Raw genomic sequence first — 20,704 nt, 5'->3', positions numbered from 1 at the left:
CCAGCAAAAACCGGCTTTTGTAGGCTTTTTTTTGAATTATATGGGGGAGAACTTTGGACTGTCAAGTAACCTAAATTAACTTATAAATTAATTGCCTGTCCCATCAGTTTATAGCATCTCTTCGTTAAATATTGTATAAAATGATGTAATTTTGAATGAGGTTCAAGCATATTCATATGCTGCTATAGATAGAAAACCATTCGCTCGAAAACAAAGCCTCCTCTCTAGAGCAAATGGTTTTGAATAATATCTAAACTTAAATGATCGTGAATTTCTGAGGTAACACAACACCCCAAACCCTAAGCTCCAATCCTCTTCTCTGTCTTCATATATTTTTTCTCATGTCTGTTGCCCAGGTAACGAAGCAAGAAAAACTGTGCGACAATACCGATAATCAATAGCACGATACTGCTACCTAAAAACGAAGAAGTTAGATACAGTGCTCCGGCTATGCCAGCTGGTACCATTGCGTATGGAATTTGTGTATTAACATGGGCAATGTGATCCGATTCAGCAAAGATGGATGCCATAACGGTTGTGTCCGAAATGGGGGAGACGTGATCTCCAAAAATCGCACCTGCGAAAATAGCACCGATTACAATCGGGATAAGATCTTCTCCTCCCATCGTGTAGGCCAATGGAATGGCAATTGGTGTAAGGATTGACATCGTTCCCCATGATGTACCGGTGGCAAACGCAATAAACATGCCAATCACAAAAATCAGGAAGGGCAATAGTGCTGCCGTCATCCATCCTTCGGTTGCGGCAACTACATAATCTGCAGTTCCCAGTACGGAGGTAACGGTTCCAATTGACCAAGCAAGTACGATAATGATTAGCGCTGGCAGCATGGTTCTGATGCCGCCCAGCAGTGTATCTTCACATTTTTTCAGTCCCATACCTTGAAGAAGTGCAATAATGATACCAACCAATGTCATTGCAGCAGCACCCCATGTTAAAGCAATGGAAACATCCGTAGCTGCAAGCGCATCCATGATGGATATCCCTGTAGCTCCGCCTCCTGTATACCACAATCCCCAAATACTAACTGTAATAAGCGTTACAAGTGGCAGGATAAAGTTCCAGATACTTCCTTCCTTCTGATGTGGCTCACCTAAGTCCTGATCAACAGAAGATAATGGCGTCGAACCGTCTGGTATTAATTTTCCAGTTGTTCTTGCTCGGTGTTCGGCTTTTGCCATTGGTCCAAAATCTTTGCCAAAAATAATCATCGGGACGGCCAATAGACAAAGAATTGCATAAAAATTCCACGGGATTGACTGTAAAAACGCAAAATATGGTTCCAAGCCTATCATGCCAATACTAACAAAGGCTGCTGCTATCAAGGATACTTGAAAGCCGATCCAATCTGATACCGGACCTATTGTTGCTATCGGGGCGGCTGTTGAGTCGATTATGTAGGATAACTTCTCCCTCGATACCTTGTGTTTTGCGGTGATATCTTTTGTGGCATTTCCAACAATCACAGAGTTGACATAATCATTGAAAAAAATAATAATTCCTAAGAAGTATGGTAAGATTTGTACTCTTTTACTCGTCGTTAATTTCTTTTGCAATAGTTTGATCAGCCCATCAGAGCCGCCTGTTTTAAACATAAAGTGAAACTTCATTCAGTGGGGGTTTCCCTTCCTCCCCCACTGAATGTTAGTTGAACAGAATCAGGAAATTTACGGGCTGTTTATACCTCATGGTATGACACAAGGCCCTCCCCCACCTTCACGTTTGGAATTTCTCACGCTTGGAGGTGGGGGTATTACAGCCCGTTAATGCGTGATAAATGCAGCCCCTGTTCCAAGCAATGCGGTCATGACGAGAAAACGCGCATTCCAAGGGTCGATCATCACATCCTTCATCCATGTGAATGTTAAACCTACTGCTTCAAACGGATTACCTCCAGCTGCAATTAGACCACCTACCCAAATACTAATAAAAAGTGAAAAAAGAACACGCTTTGTAAAAATTGCTAGAACAACCGCAACGAGCGGCGGAACAATTGATAGAAAGTCCATACTTAGCCTCCTATTTTACTTTTTCATAACTTCCTGAATAGCCGCTATCTACACATACACCCTCCTGATCCTTTCCATTAAACTAGCCAGCACTTCGTCAACAATACTATCCATCCAATCGGCTAAGTTTCGTGCAGTAATTTCTTCATCTTTCTGTTTACCCAGCACAACAACCTCATCCCCTACTGTTACATCTGGAATGTGGGTGACATCAATTAATGTTTGATCAAGTGAGATGGTACCTACTATTTTAGCCCGCTTTCCTCTGACAAGCATTTCGCCCTTATTCGATAGGCTCCTTTGGTACCCATCGCCATGGCCAATTGGAACAACCGCTATTTTTTCAGTGGAATCGGTTACGTAACTGCCGCCATATCCAATCGCCGTTTTCGGGGGGATCTCTCTTACGTGAAGCAGCTTTGATTTCAGTTTCATCACAGGCTTAAGTGCAATCAAGTCTTGCTGGCGGGATGCAGGATGATAACCAAATAACGCAATCCCAGGCCTTACCATATCCAGATGCATATCACTTCTTTCCATCGTAATCGTTGAACCCCCAACATGTTTGATTGGAAAAGTAAAGTATTGCTTTTCTAATTTTGATACGATTTCCATAAATAATGCATACTGTAATTCGGTTGTCACCCAGTCCCCTTCATCTGCACTGGAAAAATGCGTGTAGATTCCTTCCCAAATTAGATGAGGAAGGTGGTAGCAGGATTTACAAAAATCAACTACTTTTTCAGGCTCTATTCCAAATCTATGAAGACCTGTATCTATTTTTAAATGTACTGAAACGTTTTTCCCCTGATATATGGCTTCCTTACTGATTGCATTTGCCAGCTGGGGATTGGAAACAGAAGCTGTTAGACCATATGTGACTATATCTCCTGCTCGTTCTGGGAAAGTGGAACTTAAAATATGAATGGGTCCATTGATACCATTTTCCCGAAGCAAAGCGCCCTCTTCTACAGTGGTTACACCAAGGCGCTCAGCTCCTGATTGAATAGCTTCGTGGGCAATTGGAACGATACCGTGTCCATATGCATTTGTTTTTATGACAGGTAATACCATGCTATTTTTTGCCACTTTTTTTAATGCATGAAAATTTTCTTTAAAAGCAGAAAGATGAACCTCTGCTATGGTTGAACTTTGAGATGTTGTTAAGGAATGCATCAAGACAGGATCCCTCCGATTTCCAAACTAATTGTCATTCAGGTGATGGATCTTACACAAAAAAAGAGGTAGGTCTAATGTGTCTGTTATTTTGTTTAACGATAATAATCCTTGGAAAATGATGCAAAAGGTACAGATCATAAAACGTGCAATAGCCTGGGGTGATCATGCTCTGTTCTTTACACCATGCTGATACAGTGAGCGAAATTCCCGCAGAACTCTTTTCGTAATATCTCCTGGGCTTCCAGTACCTATCGTCTGGTCATCAATTTTTAAAATTGGAATAATATCTGATTTTGTTGCTGTGACAAATACTTCATCTGCAGACAGCAATTCATTAACTGTATACGTTTCTTCATTCACCTTAATATTTAGTTCATCACATTGTTGAATTATTTTACGTCTTGTAATGCCATTTAAAATAAAATTGTTTGCTGGATGCGTGTAAAGTTCTCCATCTTTTACGATAAATACATTGGACGCACTTGCCTCAGTGACTGTATTTCCACGGTGAAGGATGGCTTCGACTGCATTATTTTCAACTGCTTGTTGCTTTGCCATTACATTGGGCAGCAGGTTAAGCGTTTTAATGTCACAGCGCAGCCAACGGATATCTTCTGTGAGGACCGCCGTAGCTCCCTGATTTTCAACTTCCGTCATCCGCTCCTCTTCCCTTGTGTAGGCAACCGTTACCGGTGTCACATCAATATCTGGAAACTCATGCCATCTTTGGGATACCCCTCTAGATACCTGCATGTAAATAATGCCCTCATTTAATTTATTAGCAGCAACTAACGCTTCTAATTTTTGTTTCAGAACACTAATTGAATTTGGTAGCTTGAGCTGAACTTCACGGGCACTTCTTTCCAATCTTTCCAAATGCTCATCTATCATGAGTGGCCTTCCATCATAAACACCGATAACTTCATAGATCCCATCACCAAATTGATAGCCTCGATCCTCAATATCTATCAAATTTCCCCGTTCCATTATTTGGTCATTAAATAGCATCTTAGTCAACGTAAAACCTCCCTTAGTTTTCCGTCCACACCGGATCCGCATGCTGATTTGCAATATCCAGAATGACGGAAGTATCGACACTGCAGCCACTGATCACAACGACAACATGCGAACCAAGCTGAACTTTACCATTTAAAATGGCGCCAATTCCGGATGCAGCTGCTCCCTCTATGACCATTCGATGCTTATCCAGCATGAACACCATTCCTTTGGCAATATCCTCCTCTTCTAGTAACGTAATCTCATCAACGTATTGCTGAACCATATCAAAGGTGTACTGATTATGAACACCAATCCCGCCAAGCAAGCTGTCAGCAAGTGTATCCTGTTCTTCCACTATTACCGGTTTACCAGCTTGGATGCTTTCATACATGGCGGCACCATGGGTTGGTGATACACCGAGCACCCGGATCTTAGGATCGATTGATTTCAAAGTAACTCCAATCCCTGATAGCAAACCACCGCCGGATACCCCTCCGATTACCGTATCTACTTCAGGCAAATCTTCCATTATTTCTAAACCGATCGTTCCTTGACCTGCAATAATAGACGGATCGTCAAATGGATGAATCACAGTTAGACCCTGTTCTTTCTCCAGCAGATAGCTGTGCTGCTCGGCTTCATCCTGAGAATTACCGTAAATTTCAATTTGTACACCTGATTGCTGAAGCGCTTTCATTTTTGCTTTTGGAACTCGCTTTGAAATACAAATGGTTGCATTCATTCCAAGTTTCCTAGATATATATGCAACACTCATCCCAAAATTGCCTGTTGAAAAAGTCGTTACCCCACGCTGCTTTTCTTCTGCTGTCAGACTTAACATTTTATTTGTTGCTCCCCTGATCTTAAACGAACCGCTCACATTGAGGTTTTCCAGCTTTAGGTGAACCGACGAACCTGTAATTTCAGATAATACAGGTGAATAAATGAAAGGGGACTTTTGCACAACTGACGAGATGCGCTTTTTCGCTTTCCATATATCTCGTAGTGTTATTGGTTTTGCTGACATTTAATTCCCCCTTTTACTTTTTACCAGTAATGTTATTTATTTCAAGGTGTGCTTGGTTGTTGCACGAGTTCGGTCCTGTGGTGCACAACTTTGGGCCTGGGGTGCACGACTTTCAACTGAGGGTGCACAAGTCTAATCCAGTGTTGCACAACTACGCCTAGGACTGAGTGACTTCATAGCGCATTTAAATTATTTCCTTAAATACCGCCTCACCGCCTCTGTCAGGATTGCCACCCCTACAGGCAAAATTTTTTCAGCAATTTCAAAATGTGGTGTATGAAGGTCACGAACTTTCCCGTCTCCAACTGCACAGCCAAGAAAGAACATTGCACCAGGAACAAGCTTTGTCATATGGGCGAAGTCTTCCCCTCCTAAGCCAAAAGGAACTTCTTTTATGGTAAATTCAGGATAGACGGCATGGATTGTTTCCTTGATCATTTGATTTACAACTGGGTTATTTTTTAATGATGGATCTTCTGGTGTTATCGTTAAATTGTAATCCCCATCCAGTGCATCAACAATTGAGAATGCTTTATGCAGTTCAGCATGCAGCAGCTCTCGAACTTCTGGATCGTAGCTGCGGATCGTACCTTTAATACTTACTTCAGCTGGGATCACATTACTGGCAGAACCAGCTTGAATACTGCCAATACTAATTACTGCTGCATCCAGCGGGGACACTCGCCTTGCTACAATTCCATGCAATGCCTGCAATAAGGGGCCAAGCATCCAGATTGGGTCTGTACCCAGATGAGGATACGCTCCATGCCCTCCTGAGGCTATCACTTTAGCGTCAAAAACATCTACGTTAGCCATGCTGTATCCATCATGAACTAGCACTTCCCCAAACTCATTTTCAGGACTCATATGAAGGGCCATCACATGATCAACGCCAGCTAATGCACCAGCTTTAATCATATATGGAGCACCGCTCAAGCCGTGTTCATCCGCCATTTCTTCTGCAGGCTGAAATAAAAATTGAACCGTGCCCTCTATCTCCCCATTTTGAAAACTTTCACCTAGTAAACTGGCAACTCCAAGTCCGATCGTCGTATGTGCATCATGTCCGCAAGCATGCATAATACCATCATGACGTGACCTGTATCCATGATCATTTTCCTCTTGAATTGGCAGTGCATCCATATCCGCACGAATCGCAATCGAAGGACCGACACCGGCAGAAAGTGTACCAACAACTGCTGTAGGATACCCGACACCTACTTCCACCTTCATACCAGGGATTTTTTCTAATACTTTAGCAACAAATTGCGCTGTCAACGCTTCCTGAAAACTTAATTCAGGATACATGTGAATGTGGCGACGCCAATCGATTAATTGCTGCGACATTGCTTCAGCCCTTATTCGCATTTCTTTATTCTTCGTAACCATATGAAATCCTCCCCCCCCGTTAAAAGAAGGGAGTCTATGCAAGCAACTCCCTTCTCATACAAGATCAACCAACAATTGCAATCGCACTTATCTCCACTTTTACTCCCAGCAATTGACTGCCAGCTGTAATCCGTGCCTGCGGAAAGCAACGGTCCGCAGCGGAAAACTACCAAGCACATACATCATCTTTTATCAACTGCGGTGATAATAGCAACAATCTATACGAAAAGAGCTTTTTTTAATTCATCCCAATCGCAACATACTGTGATTCCACGAAAGCTTCAATCCCCTCATGGCCGCCTTCTCTGCCAATTCCGCTTTCTTTCATTCCTCCAAAAGGTACCTGTGCAGCTGATGGGGCGCCATCATTCCAGCCGACAATTCCGAAATCCAGTTGTTCGATTACCTGTATCCCTTTTGAAACATTCTCTGTAAATACATAGGCAGCCAAACCATAAGGCGTATCATTTGCAACCGAGACCGCTTCATCAATCGTTTCAATTTTTTGGATCGGTGCAACTGGGCCAAATGTTTCTTCCTGCATGATCACCATGGATGGATCCACATCTCTAATCACAGTCGGTTGGAAGAATACCCCGCCATCGTCTGTAATCGCTTCACCACCGGTTACCACAGCCGCACCCTTTGTTACCGCATCCGCCACGTGACGATTTACTTTATCCAGCCCTGCCTGATTAATCAGTGGACCAATATCAACGGATTCATCCATCCCGTTTCCTACCTTCAACTTCTCCACTTCCGCTGAAAATTTTTCAACAAACGCATCATACACACCGGACTGAACATAAATTCGATTGGCGCAAATACAGGTTTGACCCGCATTCCTAAATTTCGAGGCCATTGCACCTTTTACAGCCGTATCCAGATTAGCATCATCCAATACAATCAGTGGTGCATGCCCTCCGAGTTCTAATGACAAACGCTTCACCTGGTCTGCGCTTTGCTTAATCAAAAGTTTTCCCACCTCTGTTGAGCCGGTAAATGTAATTTTACGTACCTTTTTATTCTCCATAATTGCCTTGGTAATGTTAACTGAAGAACCTGTCACCAGATTAACTACACCTGTTGGAAAGCCTGCTTTTTCACATAGCTGCATTAATTTAACAGCTGTTAATGGACTGTCACCGGATGGCTTCATCATAAAGGTACAGCCTGCCGCCAGTGCCGGTCCCATCTTCCTTGTCAGCATGGCAATAGGGAAATTCCATGGTGTAATTGCCGCAACTACACCAACAGGCTTTTTCCATACCTGCAGACGCTTGCCCTGGACATGTGCAGGAATCGTTTCACCATAAATTCGCTTTCCTTCCTCAGCAAACCATTCGATAAACGAAGCGGCATAATGAACCTCACCTCTTGATTCATTGATTGGTTTACCCATTTCAAGTGTCATCATCTGTGCCAATTCTTCCTGATGATCGAGCATCAACTGATGAAGTTTTTTTAAATAACCGGCTCGCTCATATGCAGTCAGCGCAGACCATGAACCAAAAGCTTCATGCGCTGCAGTAATCGCTTGTTCAGCCTCAGCTTCCCCGCCATTCGGAACCGTACCAACCGTTTTTCCAGTTGCCGGATTCACTACATCTTTCGTATCAAGCTCTCCCCCGACCCATTCTCCATTAATATTCATTAGATAATGATGCATTTTTACTTCATTCATTTCCACTTCACTCCTATCTACTCAAAAACTCATCTATTAAACGCTCTAACCCTGAGCTCCAACCAGAACAGCTTCCATCGATTCTTCTAAAATAGTAAGTCCCTCTTCCAGCTGCTCATCGGTAATTACGAGTGGCATCAAGAGACGAATAACGTTGTCATATACGCCAGCTTTTAATGCAATAACTCCCCGTTGATGTGCTTCCTGTAAAATCTGATTGCTCAACTCCTTCGCTGGTTCCTTACTTTCTCTATCTGTAACAAATTCCAGTGCGCACATTGCACCAAGCCCCCGGTAATCACCAATGACGTCAAATCGATCATACATTTCCTTGAATTTTTCCATCACACGCTGGCCAATCACTTCTCCGCACTTATTTATGTTTTCCCTTTCCATAATTTCTAAAACCGCAAGCCCTGCACGACATCCAAGTGGACTTCCGCAATACGTTCCGCCAAGCTCTCCTGACCGTGCATTATCCATAATTTCCTTCCTGCCAATGACACCACTGATCGGCAGCCCTGCAGCCATCGACTTTGAAATCGTAATCAGATCAGGCTCCACGCCATAATGCTCCATGGCAAAATAGTTCCCCGTCCGGCCAAAGCCTGTTTGGATTTCATCGGCAATAAACAGAATGCCATGCTGCTTACATAATTCATATACACCTTTAACAAATGCTTTATCCGGGACAATGAACCCACTTTCCCCTTGTACCGGCTCCATGACGAAGGCTGCAACAAGGCTTGGATCAACTTCACTGATGAAAAAATCTTCCACCTGTTTTAACAGAAAAGCTGTATATTCTTCTTGTGTCATTGATTTAGGACGGCGGTAATTATAAGGGAACGGCGCATGATAAACTTCCGGAGCAAATGGACCATATTCATATTTATACGGTTTTACTTTTCCGGTTAAACTCATTCCCAATAGCGTCCGACCATGAAAGCCACCCGAAAAAGAAACAATAGCCTGGCGCTTCGTATACTTACGGGCGATTTTAACTGCATTCTCCACAGCTTCAGCCCCGCTGTTTAAAAACATCACTTTCTTGTCAAAATTTCCAGGAGCAAGTGCTGCGATTTTTTCAGCAAGTTCAATATACGAATCATACATCATCACATTAAAGCCTGTATGAATATAGCGATCAATCTGATCATGCAGTACATCTACCACTGTCTCGTGACGATGCCCCACATTGATCGTTCCAATCGCACCAGCAAAATCGATAAATTGATTGCCATCGACATCACTGAGCAATGCACCTTTTGCCGATTCAACAAATGTTGGGATCCCGTAGCTGACACCATCTGGAACAATTTCATGCCTCCGATCAAGTAATTCCTTTGCCTTTGGACCAGGCAGTTCTGTTCGCACATTTGCAAATTGTTTGTTCATTTGTTAGACCTCCTCAGGTTTTAATGTATTTTTTGCTTGATTCACTCCCAATAATTTTTCCTCCACATATTCAATGTGATTTTTCACCTGTTTGCTCACTGTCTCTACATCTTTAGAAACTAATGCTTCCAGCAATTCCTTATGTTCATCATAAAATGACAGATGACTGGAATAATATTTATCCAAGTGCATGAGGAATGTTCTGATTTGTACCTGCAGGGAATCATAAATTTTAATAATTCGTGAATTACCACATAAATTGACAATATAGCTGTGGAATTTCATATCCAGATCAAACAATGCATTCCAATCCTTTGCTTCTGCACCCACCTTCATTTGCTCCAAAATCCTACCCAATTCCTGATAATGCTTCTCCTGAAGTCTCGGAATCGCTTTCCTAAAAGCACTCGCTTCCATCAATGTTCTAAGTTCTATAATTTCATTGACATCCTGATCCGTAAAATCAGCTACATACGTACCTTTTCGTGCCTGACTGACTACCAGCTCCTCCATTTCAAGGATTTTAAGCGCCTCCCGGATAGTGCTGCGACTTACATCATATTTTTCCGCAAGTTCTGTTTCAAGCAACCGATCCCCAAATTGAATTTCCTTATTCCAAATTCTTCTCTTTACCTGATCCGCAATAAGCTGACTGAGTGGTTTTTGCAAGATAATCTTATCTTCTTCCATCTGCAGAGCATCCTTTCTAAACTATGCTTGCTGTATTGTAGCAGATGCATAATTGTTCTATGTCGACTGTCGACATTAATCATTAATTTCATTATAATTCACACAAATACAGTTGTCAATGAATAGTTAAATAATTTAAAATCTTTTCATATTATATTGACTTCCCGTAAATTTCTAGCTATTTTGGAGGTAGTTGCCTAAGTCCATTTAAAGAAACGGGGGATATTGGTGAAGAAAAAAATAATTGCCTATAACCGTGTGGAAAAACCTGTGTTAGAAGACTTGCAAAAAAAATATGATGTTTATTTTCATAAAAACATTGATACAAAGACGAACTCAGCTTTTCTTAATCATTTAGCTATAGTAGAAGGGATTATTGGTTTGGAATTAGACGTTGATAAAGCATTGCTGGACCATGCACCACATTTGAAAATTGTCAGCAATGTGTCGGTTGGATACAATAACCTGGACATAGACCAATTGTCAAAACGTGGCATCATGGCAACAAACACTCCTGATGTACTTACAGATACAGTTGCAGACACGGTATTCGGGATTCTCATTTCTGCAGCAAGAAGAATTCCTGAACTAGATCAACTGGTTAAAAACGGTAATTGGACAACTGAAGCGATCGCGGCTGAATACTTTGGCACTGACGTTCATCACAAAACGTTAGGCATCATCGGGATGGGCAGGATCGGCCAAGCCATTGCTCAGCGAGCCCATTTCGGTTTTGATATGGACATTTTATATCATAGTCGAACAAGGAAACCGGAATTAGAAAAAAAATTCACTGCCAGTTATTGTACGCTTGATGAATTGCTTCAGGAGTCGGATTTTGTTTGCCTGATTACACCATTAACACCAGAAACAGAGGGGATGATCGGAAAAAGGGAATTTCAATTAATGAAAAAATCAGGCATCTTTATTAATGGATCACGGGGAAAAACCATTGTAGAGGAGGATTTAATTGATGCACTGAGAAATGGCGACATTGCTGGGGCGGGATTGGATGTTTATGAAAAAGAACCAGTTGATGCGGCTAATCCTTTGTTAAAAATGAAAAATGTTGTGACAACCCCACATATTGGTTCATCCACATATGAGACTGAATTAAAAATGTCCGAACTGGCTGCACATAATCTCGAAGCCGGTTTAAACGGGAGAAAACCACCAAATTTAATCGATAAACGTGTTTGGAAATAGCAAACATGCGAAGAGCGCCCGTTTAGCGACATACGGCCTGCGCCATTGTTCACCTAAAAGGAAACACAGCGGCCATAAGGAGTCGATGCTGGTTTAGATGATGGTGTTTGAGAGAAGCCTCACTTGGCTATAGCGCTGGTGCTAGATGTAGTTGATCCGATTGTTTAGTTTTACCTACTACTCACAAATGTGATAGTTTCAAAGCAGAAGGGAATAATCAGGTGGGGAATCTGTTTCCCGCCTGATTTTTTGTTTACATAAAACCAATGGTCTTGTAAATCGATGTAAAAAGCGCTGCAGACGCTGATTCTCTAAATTCCCATTCATTCAAACAGCAATTATTCGATTATATGTAAGAAGGAAGGAAGGGAAATTTTATCCCCTCCCCTGTTAGTAAAATTAAGCCAGCCGAATATTTGGTTTTATCATCAGCTCCCGTGGAAAATCAGCAAAAACTTCACAACCTGTTTCCGTTACCCGAAAGGATTCACTGATTTCAATCCCCATATCTTCCAGCCAAATCCCCGGGATCAAATGGAATGTCATATTTGGCTCCAGTACTGTACGATCTCCTGGTCTGAGACTTGCCGTGTGTTCCCCCCAATCTGGAGGATAATTTAAGCCCATGGAATACCCCATTCGCGATTCTTTTTTTATCCCGCTTTTCTCAATCACACGACGCCAGATCAACTCGAGTTCTTCACAAGTAATACCAGGCTTAACCGCATCCAATGTCGTATTGATCCCCTCAATAACAACGTCCGAAATATATTGCATCTGTTCTGTCGGCATCCCGATTACGGCAGTTCGAGCAAGTGGTGAATGATAGCGCTTGAAGCAACCAGCCAACTCGATAATTACCGGATCACCTTGGTTAAACCTGTCATCCGTCCAGGTCAAATGGGCTGCAGACGTCTTATCACCTGTTGGGAGTAATGGAACAATTGCTGGGTAATCCCCACCAAATTCCTCCGTACCACTAATTTGCGCATGCGCAATTCCGGCAACAACATCACATTGCCTGACCCCTTCTTCCAACGTATCAAAAGCAATCTGCATTGCATTTTCCGCAATTTTCGAAGCTTGTTTTATATAAGCAATTTCTTGATCTGACTTAATGATACGTACCCAGTTAACCATATTGGTACCATCTACAAACGTTGCATTTGGCAGGCTCTGTACTAATCGCATATAGCACATTGCTGTAAAATAATACGCATCAAGCTCTACCGCTATTGTCTGTTTATCTCGTTTTTTTGCTTTTAATAAATCACCTACAAAATCCATTGGATGTCGAATTGTTGATTGAACATAATGATCTGCATATGGAATAATATGATCTCTGTCCAGCCATGTCGTATGCATAGCCGCACTTGCATCCTGCCCACGACCAATCCAAACCGGCTGTTCCTCATCGATCATAACTGCAAGTACCTGATGCACGTAAAACGACCATGCATCATATCCGGTTAAATAATTCATATTTGCTGGATCTGTTACCAGCAAAACATCGATACCAGCATCAGCCATCCTCTGCTTTGTTTTTGTTACTCTCTCCTGAAATTCTGTAATCGGAAATGTTAACACCAATATCTCTCCTCTCCCATTAAGAATCCTCATATGATAGCGCTTACTTTATTATCGTAAAATTATTCAGCTTTCATCAACGGTATTCTCTGTCCTAAGCATGTGTGGAATCGTATGAATTACGTGGTTTACTGTGGTATAGAGTTATCTAATGCTTGCTGGTGTAGTGGTAACTGTTTTCTGTTAAAGCGCTACTAATTTATGATATGCATAAGCCATCGTAGACTGAATATGATTACAATTCTGTCGATTGTCGACATTATCTTAATTCCATTATAATTCAAAGCTTATTTGAATGTCAATAATTTGTGGAATTATTTTAAATTATTTATCTTCTTATGTACTTTCTTCATGCATTTACAACGTGAGATTCCTCGATGCAAGCCAGTACCTTTAAAATCATTCTGGCATTTGCGGTATTTTCTGTTATATCCTAATTGGTTCTAAGAGCAGGTTAAAAAGGAGAAGCACCCCAATAGTTTTTTATGAATAATGCTGGGGTTTATATGTGGAAACTGTAATGCTATCTGTTCACTTTATTACTGTAAAATAAAAGCTGTTATACTATTCTGCTTGATCTATAAGCATCAGGAGTTTAACAGCCTTTTTTAAAGTAAGATCTATCCCTTGGAATTTTTTAAAAAATACTATTTTATGAATGTTTAAGTTTAAATACTTCTTTTTCCAAGTACCCTATTTTTTCCGAATAAAAGTCTATGTCCACTCGATTCACAATATGTTTATCTAACTTTTCTTTAACGTTGTTGAATTTATCAAACAGTATATTTGTAGCATTAATGGTTTGTGAGATATGAGAATCTACTTTCTTGTCCACATCAATTAACATTTTATACATATTTGTAAAATAACCATCCATTACATTGAATCTTTCATCGATTCCAGCAAAATTTTCATCCATTACATTAAATCTTTCATCCATTCCGGCAAATCTTTTATCGATTTCCGCAAAATTTTCGTCTATTACATTAAATCTTCCATCGATTCCAGCAAACTTTTCATCGATTACATTAAATCTCTCATCCATTCCGGCAAATCTATTATCGATTTCCGCAAATTTTTCGTCCATTACATTAAATCTTCCATCGATTCCAGCAAACTTTTCATCGATTACATTAAATCTCTCATCCATTCCGGCAAATCTTTTATCGATTTCCGCAAATTTTTCGTCTATTACATTAAATCTTCCATCGATTCCAGCAAACTTTTCATTGATTACATTAAATCTCTCATCCATTCCGGCAAATCTATTATCGATTTCCGCAAATTTTTCGTCCATTACATTAAATCTTCCATCGATACTATTAAAACGTTGATCATGCTTTTTTAATTCACTATTCACCGTTTTTAATTCATTTTTCACCGTGCTAATTTCACTTCTAAATTCTTCTTGAAATTCTTTCTGTTGATTCAGGATCGCATTTAAAATTTCATTATTTTCCATACGCTTCACTCCCTGTTTTTATTATAAATCATTCCTTGGATTCTTACTAGATGGGATTATTTGGGTCAGTCCCCTGATGCGCTGAAGTGATAAAGCAGTAAAGGGCAATCCCCTTTTGAGAATACTGAAAAACACAGCATTTGATATCAAATGAATAAATACAGAATTCTTTCTGTTCAAGAATAAAATTACTATTTATGAAAAATAAAAGCTGTTCGACTATATGGCATGAACAATAAGCATGATGGTTTTAACAGCTTTTATTATTATTATAATTTCAATCCTATCGAATGTGAAAGAAGGTGCTATCTTTATTGTTGTTTAAGCTTAAAAACCTCTTTTTCCAAATTACGAATTTTCTCAGATTGAAAATCTAATTCAAATCTGGTCACAATATTTTTATCCAGCTTTTCATTCATGTTGTTTAATTTATCAAACAGTGTATTTGTAGCATTAATTGTTTGCGATATATGGGGATCTACCTTTTGGTCCAATTCATTAAATCTTTCATCTATTCCTCCAAATTTTTCGTCCATTACGTTAAATCTTTCATCAATACTATCAAAGCGCTGATCATGCTTTTTAAATTCACTCTTCACAGTATTGATTTCATTTTTCACAGTGCTAATTTCACTCTTCATAGTTTTTAATTCATTTTTCACAGTATTAATTTCACTCTTCATAGTTTTTAATTCATTTTTCACAGTATTAATTTCACTCTTCACCGTGCTAATTTCACTTCTAAATTCTTCTTGAAATTCTTTCTGTTGATTCAGGATCGCATTTAAAATTTCATTATTTTCCATACGCTTCACTCCCTGTTTTTATTATAAATCATTCCTTGGATTCTTACTAGATGAAAATTGATACGCTATATATTGCAAAGTTCTCTCCTTTCTCTGTGATGTCTATAAGATAAGGTAGTTTAATAGAAAAATCAAAAGGCTAAAAAGTGTGTTTGATGGGGATCCAGGGTATTAAAATTTAATTTTCTTCTAGGACAAAATACTGAAATGAGTGGTTGTTAGAGAGATAAAAATGAAATTCTTGTTTTTTTTTGAAAAATAAAAAACTGCTAGTCTCAACAGCATTACATCATGCGCTATCAGACTAACAGCTTTTTATCCAAAAATAATAGAGATCAGGGCATAGAATCACACTTTTCCTACCTACTCTCCAACAAATCCCACTACACCGCCACAAATAGTATATTTAACTTGCAGCTCCTCATCCACCACCAAAACATCTGCAGCTTTACCAGGTGCAATGCTTCCTTTTGCCTCAAAAACTCCAAGCTGCTTTGCCGGATTCACGGAGGCCATTTCAATGATATTTTCCAATGATACTCCATCTAACTGGAGCATCTGTTTTGCACCCTCATGCATTTTTAAGATGCTTCCAGCCAATGAGCCATTTTCCAGTAAGGCTCGTGTATCCGAAACCTTCACAGGCTGTCCACCAAGTTCATAGTCTCCGGCTGACAATCCTTTGGCACGCATCGCATCCGTTATTAAAATAATTCGCTCGCTTCCCATCGCATTATAAATTATTTGCAGCATCTCTGGTGCAACATGAATTCCATCAGCAATTAGTTCTGCCCGCAATTCCTGCAATTGAAAAGCCGCCCCAACAACACCAACATCTCGATGATGAATCCCTGCCATTGCATTGCAAAGATGTGTCAATTGACGAACACCACGGGATACTGCCACTTTCATTCCGGCAAAATTTGTACCCGTATGTCCAGCAGACACATTTACACCTGTTTCATGTAAAGCATGAATAAATGACCCATCTGCATCATGCTCTGGTGCCATGGTGATCGTTTTTATTTTTCCACCTGACAAAAGCTGCCATTTATTAAATTGCTCCAGACTAGGTTCCTCAATATATTCAAGTGGTTGCGCTCCAGCTTTACTTTTTTCAATAAACGGTCCTTCCAAATGGACACCGATCATTTCCGCTTGACCTGGCTTGTTTTTATAATTCGCCGTATTCACTAATGCATTTTCAATGTTTTCTGGTGATTGGGTAATAGTTGTTGCCAGAAAACTCGTCGTTCCCTCACCAGGCAGGAAGCTAGCCATTGTATCCAACGCTTCTTCCGTCGCATCCATCACATCTGCACCAGCTGCCCCGTGGATGTGTCCATCGATAAACCCGGGGATGACACTTAAATCGGTTCCATCAATTACCTTCATATTTCCCGGCATGTCCACTGGTTTCACAACAGAAATAGACTCTATTTTTCCATTTTCAAGCAGTATGTAGCCATTTTCAATCATGGCATCTTCAGTATATATTTTTGCATTTTTAATTAAGATTGGTGCTATTGCTTCCATTTGTCCCCATCCTTTCAGCTAGCTTAACTATATCGCTGTGACTTTTTAATGTCAATTTGAAAATCAAGGGTGACATCTGCCGCAAAGAGGTGGACGAAGAAAAGGGTCATTGTTAGCAGGCAATGTAAAGCGTAGTCAACAATCATGGGATAAAAAAACCTATATCCAAAGCCTCAGATACAGGTTTTCTTTCCGTTATCTACGATTGTTATTATTGTTTTTTCTGTTGTTGTTTCTGTTGTTTTCGTTGTTATTATTGTTATCATTGTTATCAAAATCGATATCGTTAAATTCATTTTCATTGGCGAATTCAACGTTATTTACATTCTGATTTTGATTATTATTGTTGTTCCTACGGTTGTTACGCTTATTGTTGTTATCATTCATGACTGACCCTCCTTTTTCATGGTAAAGTAACACAAAACTATTTTGTCCCGATTCCAATATATAATTCATCCTTTTTTCACCCTGAAAAGTTCTTCGGATAAAACATCTACTGCTGATCATACTAAACAGTAGATTATAAAAGCTCTATGGGAGGCAGACCATGTATAATAAGATCTTAAAACGCACTGGACACCGGGAATATCAGCTTCCCAAAGGGCCTTGGATGATGATGCAGCAATGGGATCATCTATTATTTATGCATTGGCCTATCTCAGCTGACATAATGGTGACCCAACTGCCGCCTGGACTGGAACTCGATACATATGATGGACATGCCTGGATTTCCATCATTCCATTTAAAGTAAGTGCACTGCGCCTTCGCAAAATGCCACAGCTTCCATACCTCCATTCTTTTTTGGAATTAAATGTACGTACCTATGTAAAACATAGCGGGATTTCAGGAATCTATTTTTTCAGTCTGGATGCCAGTAAATTGCATGCGGTTATAGGTGCAAGGATGGCGACATTACCTTATTTTTATGCACGAATGGAAATGAAAAAAGAAGCAAGTAGTTTTTCCTTTTCATCTAGAAGAGTAGGGAAGAAATCTGCTGCTTTTAAAGGAAGCTATCAACCAATTGGAGCTCCCTTTTATCCTGAAAAAGAGAGTCTTAATCATTGGTTAATGGAACGTTATTTTCTTTATACCTATCGGAATGGTTCTTTATTTAGCGGAGGGATTCATCATCGAAAATGGGAAATCCAGGAAGCGAGAGCAGATGTAGAAACACAGACGATGACCTCGTATTTCCCCGAAAATATTCTCGATACAAAACCAGTATTACATTATGTGAGATCTAAAAGGGCATTGTTTTGGATGATCAAGAAGGTAAGGGATGGGAATAAAAAAGCTTCCCGCAGACAATAATAATCTCACTTTCACTTTTAACTTTATATTTATATAAAAAATAAATATGTACGCTTTACCGATCACGTCTTTTGCCTTGGTACGATAATGCATGATATTATACTTCATAACATCAGACGTGAGAGGATGCATATAAATGTCAATAGAAATAGTGAAGGAACATTTCAAACAGTGGAACCGGGATCAAGATGTTATGGAATTCGATTCTTCAAGTGCAACGGTTCAGCAGGCAGCAGATACAATTGGAGTTATACCTGCACGTATTGCAAAAACATTATCATTCAGAGGAGAAGCAGCTAAAGCGATCCTAGTTGTTACAGCAGGTGACGCTAAAATTGACAACAAAAAATTTCGACAACAGTTTAACTTCAAGGCACGTATGCTTTCACCCGACGAAGTTTTAGAACAAACAGGACATACAATCGGCGGCGTCTGTCCTTTTGGATTGGCAAATGTTCTAGATGTCTATCTGGATATTTCCATGAAGCGCTTTGCAAGTTTATTTCCGGCATGTGGCAGCACCAACTCAGCAATTGAATTAACCTGTGATGAATTATTTGCTTTTTCATTTGCAAAGGAATGGGTTGATGTTTGTAAAGGCTGGGAGGAAGAAGGGGTGGGGGAAACTGTTGGTGTTCGTGATGAAAAGATTTAGTAATCATACATGGTTAAGAACCAATCGTTCATTAACAGCGATTGGTTTTTAATTGTCCGGCTATCTTGATTCAACTAAAATTTAAACTATCAATCACAAGGTGGACAGAATATGAGAAAAGAAAAACAACATGAAATTAAATTGGACAATTTCAACCCCGATAAAGCCATAAAAAAAAGCAAAAAGCACTTTTCCGAGAAAAAATATATTGCAAAACTAGTAAAGTATGCAAAAAAGATGGGCATTAAAGTTTCCTATTACAGCCTGTTATTATTTAATGCCTTTAAAAGTCCGGACACTCCAACGTCAGCAAAATGGACAATTGCTGGTGCGCTTGGTTATTTGATACTGCCAATCGACCTAATACCAGATGCCCTGCCCGTAGTCGGTTTTGCAGATGATGCTGCAGTGATCATCCGGGCATTGTACAGTGTGATTTCAAGTATAGATGATACGATGAAATACCAGGCACATACTCGAATGAAAAAACTTTTCGGGGAAAATTATGATACGGATGAGATTGATAATGAATTGAAGATCTGATAATAGAGTTAGGAATGTTTTCTATTCAAATGGGGTAATAAGAATTTTAATAGGTATATCTAATAAACTCTCCAGTACAAAAGACTCTCCGAAAAATACAAGGAAAACCCAATCGTTACTTCCATGATTGGGTTTTTCTGTATTAACCTACTCATTTTTCTTAAAATGCACTCTCGCCTTTGCAGCTATATCTTCCGGCTTCTTATACGAAAGGGGTTCCAGGTGCAATGCTTGGAAAAAGCTCATATCACTTGTGTCAAGACCACCAAGTGTAAGCCTTGGGATCAACCGTGCATGAACTGGTGAACCCTCATTTGATGCGGTAAATACCAGATTAAAACTGGCAAATCCCTGTTCTGTCAATGCTGAAAATATAGCTTTTAATCCTTCAGCAAAATCAGACCAATCCTGTTCATCTATTTCATCAATAGAGGTGGCTTTCGGAAAAACAGCCAGAAAGTCATTATGGCTTTTCGGAGCAAATGCGTGCATCCATACTACATTGCCTTTTTCTCCAATCCAACGCTCCTCCTTCTCTTTCTCCATTTCCATAAGGTACGTCAAGTAATCCTTCCCGTGATTTTCTTTGAACGCCCTTGCTTTTCGTTCAAAATGGCTTTGATAATTCGTTGCAGATTCAGATACGAGCACATGCAGATGTGGATGGAGAATACTTCCACCTGAATATGGTAGATAATTCCAGTTGATTGATGCATACACATCCTTTTCCTCTATCGCTACTACACGCTTAATGTACGTTTGTGCTGCGCTAAATGCATCTTTTATCATCGTAGTTGTAAATTCCTGTAAGCGAACATAGTGATCCTTGGAAAAAACTACTACCCCATTATGCTTGCTGTATGGAAATAGATTGGGAAACCCAATCGATTCCCCTTGTGAAATACGCCCCTCAGGAGCAATTTCTTTGGGAAAAACAGGCGTTAATTGATGAATATTTTCTGGACAAAACGGACAATTCTTCCCACCAGACTGTTCTGCAGGTTCCGTGTAATCCGGTGGTGTGAGTGTCACTTCCGGATCAAAAACCAAGCGTGAGGATTCACCTGTGAGTGGATCAAAACGTACCTCGGTATTTCGTTCGATCTTATTTCCTTCTCCATCGTAAAATGTAAACGTCTCTACATGCTTCTGAAATAAAGATTCCATCATGTTTTCCCCCTTATAGCATACTACCTCC

At 40.1% G+C, this 20,704-nt stretch carries 19 protein-coding genes; 4 read left to right on the top strand and 15 right to left on the bottom strand.

From position 1 onward, the window contains the following. Positions 1-299: 299 nt before the first annotated feature. The 9 genes from AC6HVZ_RS07425 to AC6HVZ_RS07385 form a co-directional block, all read right to left on the bottom strand. Positions 300-1,631, bottom strand: coding sequence for a Na+/H+ antiporter NhaC family protein (locus AC6HVZ_RS07425; RefSeq protein ID WP_497557514.1), 1,332 nt, complete (start codon positions 1,629-1,631; stop codon positions 300-302). Between the two features lie 153 nt (positions 1,632-1,784). After that, complete coding sequence (locus AC6HVZ_RS07420) at positions 1,785-2,030, bottom strand: hypothetical protein (RefSeq protein WP_497557513.1); 246 nt, start codon at positions 2,028-2,030, stop codon at positions 1,785-1,787. A 48-nt stretch (positions 2,031-2,078) separates the two neighbouring features. Then, on the bottom strand, positions 2,079-3,206 hold the full coding sequence (alr, locus tag AC6HVZ_RS07415; RefSeq protein WP_497557519.1) for an alanine racemase: 1,128 nt from the start codon (positions 3,204-3,206) through the stop codon (positions 2,079-2,081). A gap of 165 nt (positions 3,207-3,371) precedes the next feature. Next, positions 3,372-4,226, bottom strand: coding sequence for a D-amino-acid transaminase (gene dat, locus AC6HVZ_RS07410; RefSeq protein ID WP_497557512.1), 855 nt, complete (start codon positions 4,224-4,226; stop codon positions 3,372-3,374). 13 nt (positions 4,227-4,239) lie between these two features. Beyond that, a complete protein-coding gene (gene eutB / locus AC6HVZ_RS07405) occupies positions 4,240-5,235 on the bottom strand; it encodes a hydroxyectoine utilization dehydratase EutB (protein WP_497557511.1) in 996 nt (331 codons plus the stop codon). A gap of 189 nt (positions 5,236-5,424) precedes the next feature. Beyond that, the gene (locus AC6HVZ_RS07400; RefSeq protein WP_497557510.1) at positions 5,425-6,624 is read right to left on the bottom strand and encodes a M20 metallopeptidase family protein; all 1,200 of its coding nucleotides are present in this window, start codon (positions 6,622-6,624) and stop codon (positions 5,425-5,427) included. A 238-nt stretch (positions 6,625-6,862) separates the two neighbouring features. After that, positions 6,863-8,308, bottom strand: a complete 1,446-nt coding sequence (locus AC6HVZ_RS07395; RefSeq protein WP_497557509.1) for an NAD-dependent succinate-semialdehyde dehydrogenase — start codon at positions 8,306-8,308, stop codon at positions 6,863-6,865. A gap of 45 nt (positions 8,309-8,353) precedes the next feature. Next, the gene (gene gabT, locus AC6HVZ_RS07390) at positions 8,354-9,706 is read right to left on the bottom strand and encodes a 4-aminobutyrate--2-oxoglutarate transaminase (protein WP_497557508.1); all 1,353 of its coding nucleotides are present in this window, start codon (positions 9,704-9,706) and stop codon (positions 8,354-8,356) included. A gap of 3 nt (positions 9,707-9,709) precedes the next feature. After that, on the bottom strand, positions 9,710-10,396 hold the full coding sequence (locus tag AC6HVZ_RS07385) for a GntR family transcriptional regulator (protein ID WP_497557507.1): 687 nt from the start codon (positions 10,394-10,396) through the stop codon (positions 9,710-9,712). 228 nt (positions 10,397-10,624) lie between these two features. On the opposite strand from AC6HVZ_RS07385, the gene AC6HVZ_RS07380 reads away from it, so the two are divergent. Beyond that, positions 10,625-11,602 carry a 2-hydroxyacid dehydrogenase gene (locus AC6HVZ_RS07380; RefSeq protein WP_497557506.1) on the top strand — a complete coding sequence of 326 codons (978 nt, stop codon included), beginning with the start codon at positions 10,625-10,627 and terminating at the stop codon, positions 11,600-11,602. A gap of 399 nt (positions 11,603-12,001) precedes the next feature. On the opposite strand, the gene AC6HVZ_RS07375 is transcribed toward AC6HVZ_RS07380, so the two are convergent. The 5 genes from AC6HVZ_RS07375 to AC6HVZ_RS07355 all read right to left on the bottom strand — a co-directional run bounded on the left by AC6HVZ_RS07375 (position 12,002) and on the right by AC6HVZ_RS07355 (position 17,380). Continuing rightward, positions 12,002-13,222: a M24 family metallopeptidase gene (locus AC6HVZ_RS07375; protein WP_497557505.1), complete on the bottom strand. Its 1,221-nt coding sequence runs from the start codon at positions 13,220-13,222 to the stop codon at positions 12,002-12,004. Positions 13,223-13,841: 619 nt separating this feature from the next. After that, positions 13,842-14,651 carry a hypothetical protein gene (locus AC6HVZ_RS07370; protein WP_497557504.1) on the bottom strand — a complete coding sequence of 270 codons (810 nt, stop codon included), beginning with the start codon at positions 14,649-14,651 and terminating at the stop codon, positions 13,842-13,844. 311 nt (positions 14,652-14,962) lie between these two features. Beyond that, a complete protein-coding gene (locus AC6HVZ_RS07365) occupies positions 14,963-15,457 on the bottom strand; it encodes a coiled-coil domain-containing protein (RefSeq protein WP_497557503.1) in 495 nt (164 codons plus the stop codon). Positions 15,458-15,820: 363 nt separating this feature from the next. After that, the gene (nagA, locus tag AC6HVZ_RS07360; protein WP_497557502.1) at positions 15,821-16,993 is read right to left on the bottom strand and encodes an N-acetylglucosamine-6-phosphate deacetylase; all 1,173 of its coding nucleotides are present in this window, start codon (positions 16,991-16,993) and stop codon (positions 15,821-15,823) included. 195 nt (positions 16,994-17,188) lie between these two features. Beyond that, entirely contained in the window at positions 17,189-17,380 is a 192-nt protein-coding gene (locus tag AC6HVZ_RS07355; RefSeq protein WP_497557501.1) for a hypothetical protein, read from the bottom strand. 160 nt (positions 17,381-17,540) lie between these two features. Here AC6HVZ_RS07355 and AC6HVZ_RS07350 point away from each other — a divergent pair, with 160 nt between their 5' ends. From AC6HVZ_RS07350 to AC6HVZ_RS07340, 3 genes are all read left to right on the top strand, one after another. Continuing rightward, positions 17,541-18,308 carry a YqjF family protein gene (locus AC6HVZ_RS07350; RefSeq protein ID WP_497557500.1) on the top strand — a complete coding sequence of 256 codons (768 nt, stop codon included), beginning with the start codon at positions 17,541-17,543 and terminating at the stop codon, positions 18,306-18,308. Between the two features lie 136 nt (positions 18,309-18,444). Continuing rightward, positions 18,445-18,963: a YbaK/EbsC family protein gene (locus AC6HVZ_RS07345; RefSeq protein WP_497557499.1), complete on the top strand. Its 519-nt coding sequence runs from the start codon at positions 18,445-18,447 to the stop codon at positions 18,961-18,963. Positions 18,964-19,074: 111 nt separating this feature from the next. Next, complete coding sequence (locus tag AC6HVZ_RS07340; RefSeq protein ID WP_497557498.1) at positions 19,075-19,506, top strand: YkvA family protein; 432 nt, start codon at positions 19,075-19,077, stop codon at positions 19,504-19,506. A gap of 147 nt (positions 19,507-19,653) precedes the next feature. Here the strand turns inward: AC6HVZ_RS07340 and AC6HVZ_RS07335 are convergent, their stop codons facing one another. Next, complete coding sequence (locus AC6HVZ_RS07335; RefSeq protein WP_497557497.1) at positions 19,654-20,673, bottom strand: hypothetical protein; 1,020 nt, start codon at positions 20,671-20,673, stop codon at positions 19,654-19,656. Between the last annotated feature and the right edge of the window lie 31 nt (positions 20,674-20,704).

This window comes from Oceanobacillus sp. NCCP-135 (assembly GCF_059698015.1).
The sequence above is the reverse complement of the archived record's forward strand: the minus strand, read 5'-3'. Positions and strand labels throughout refer to the sequence as shown.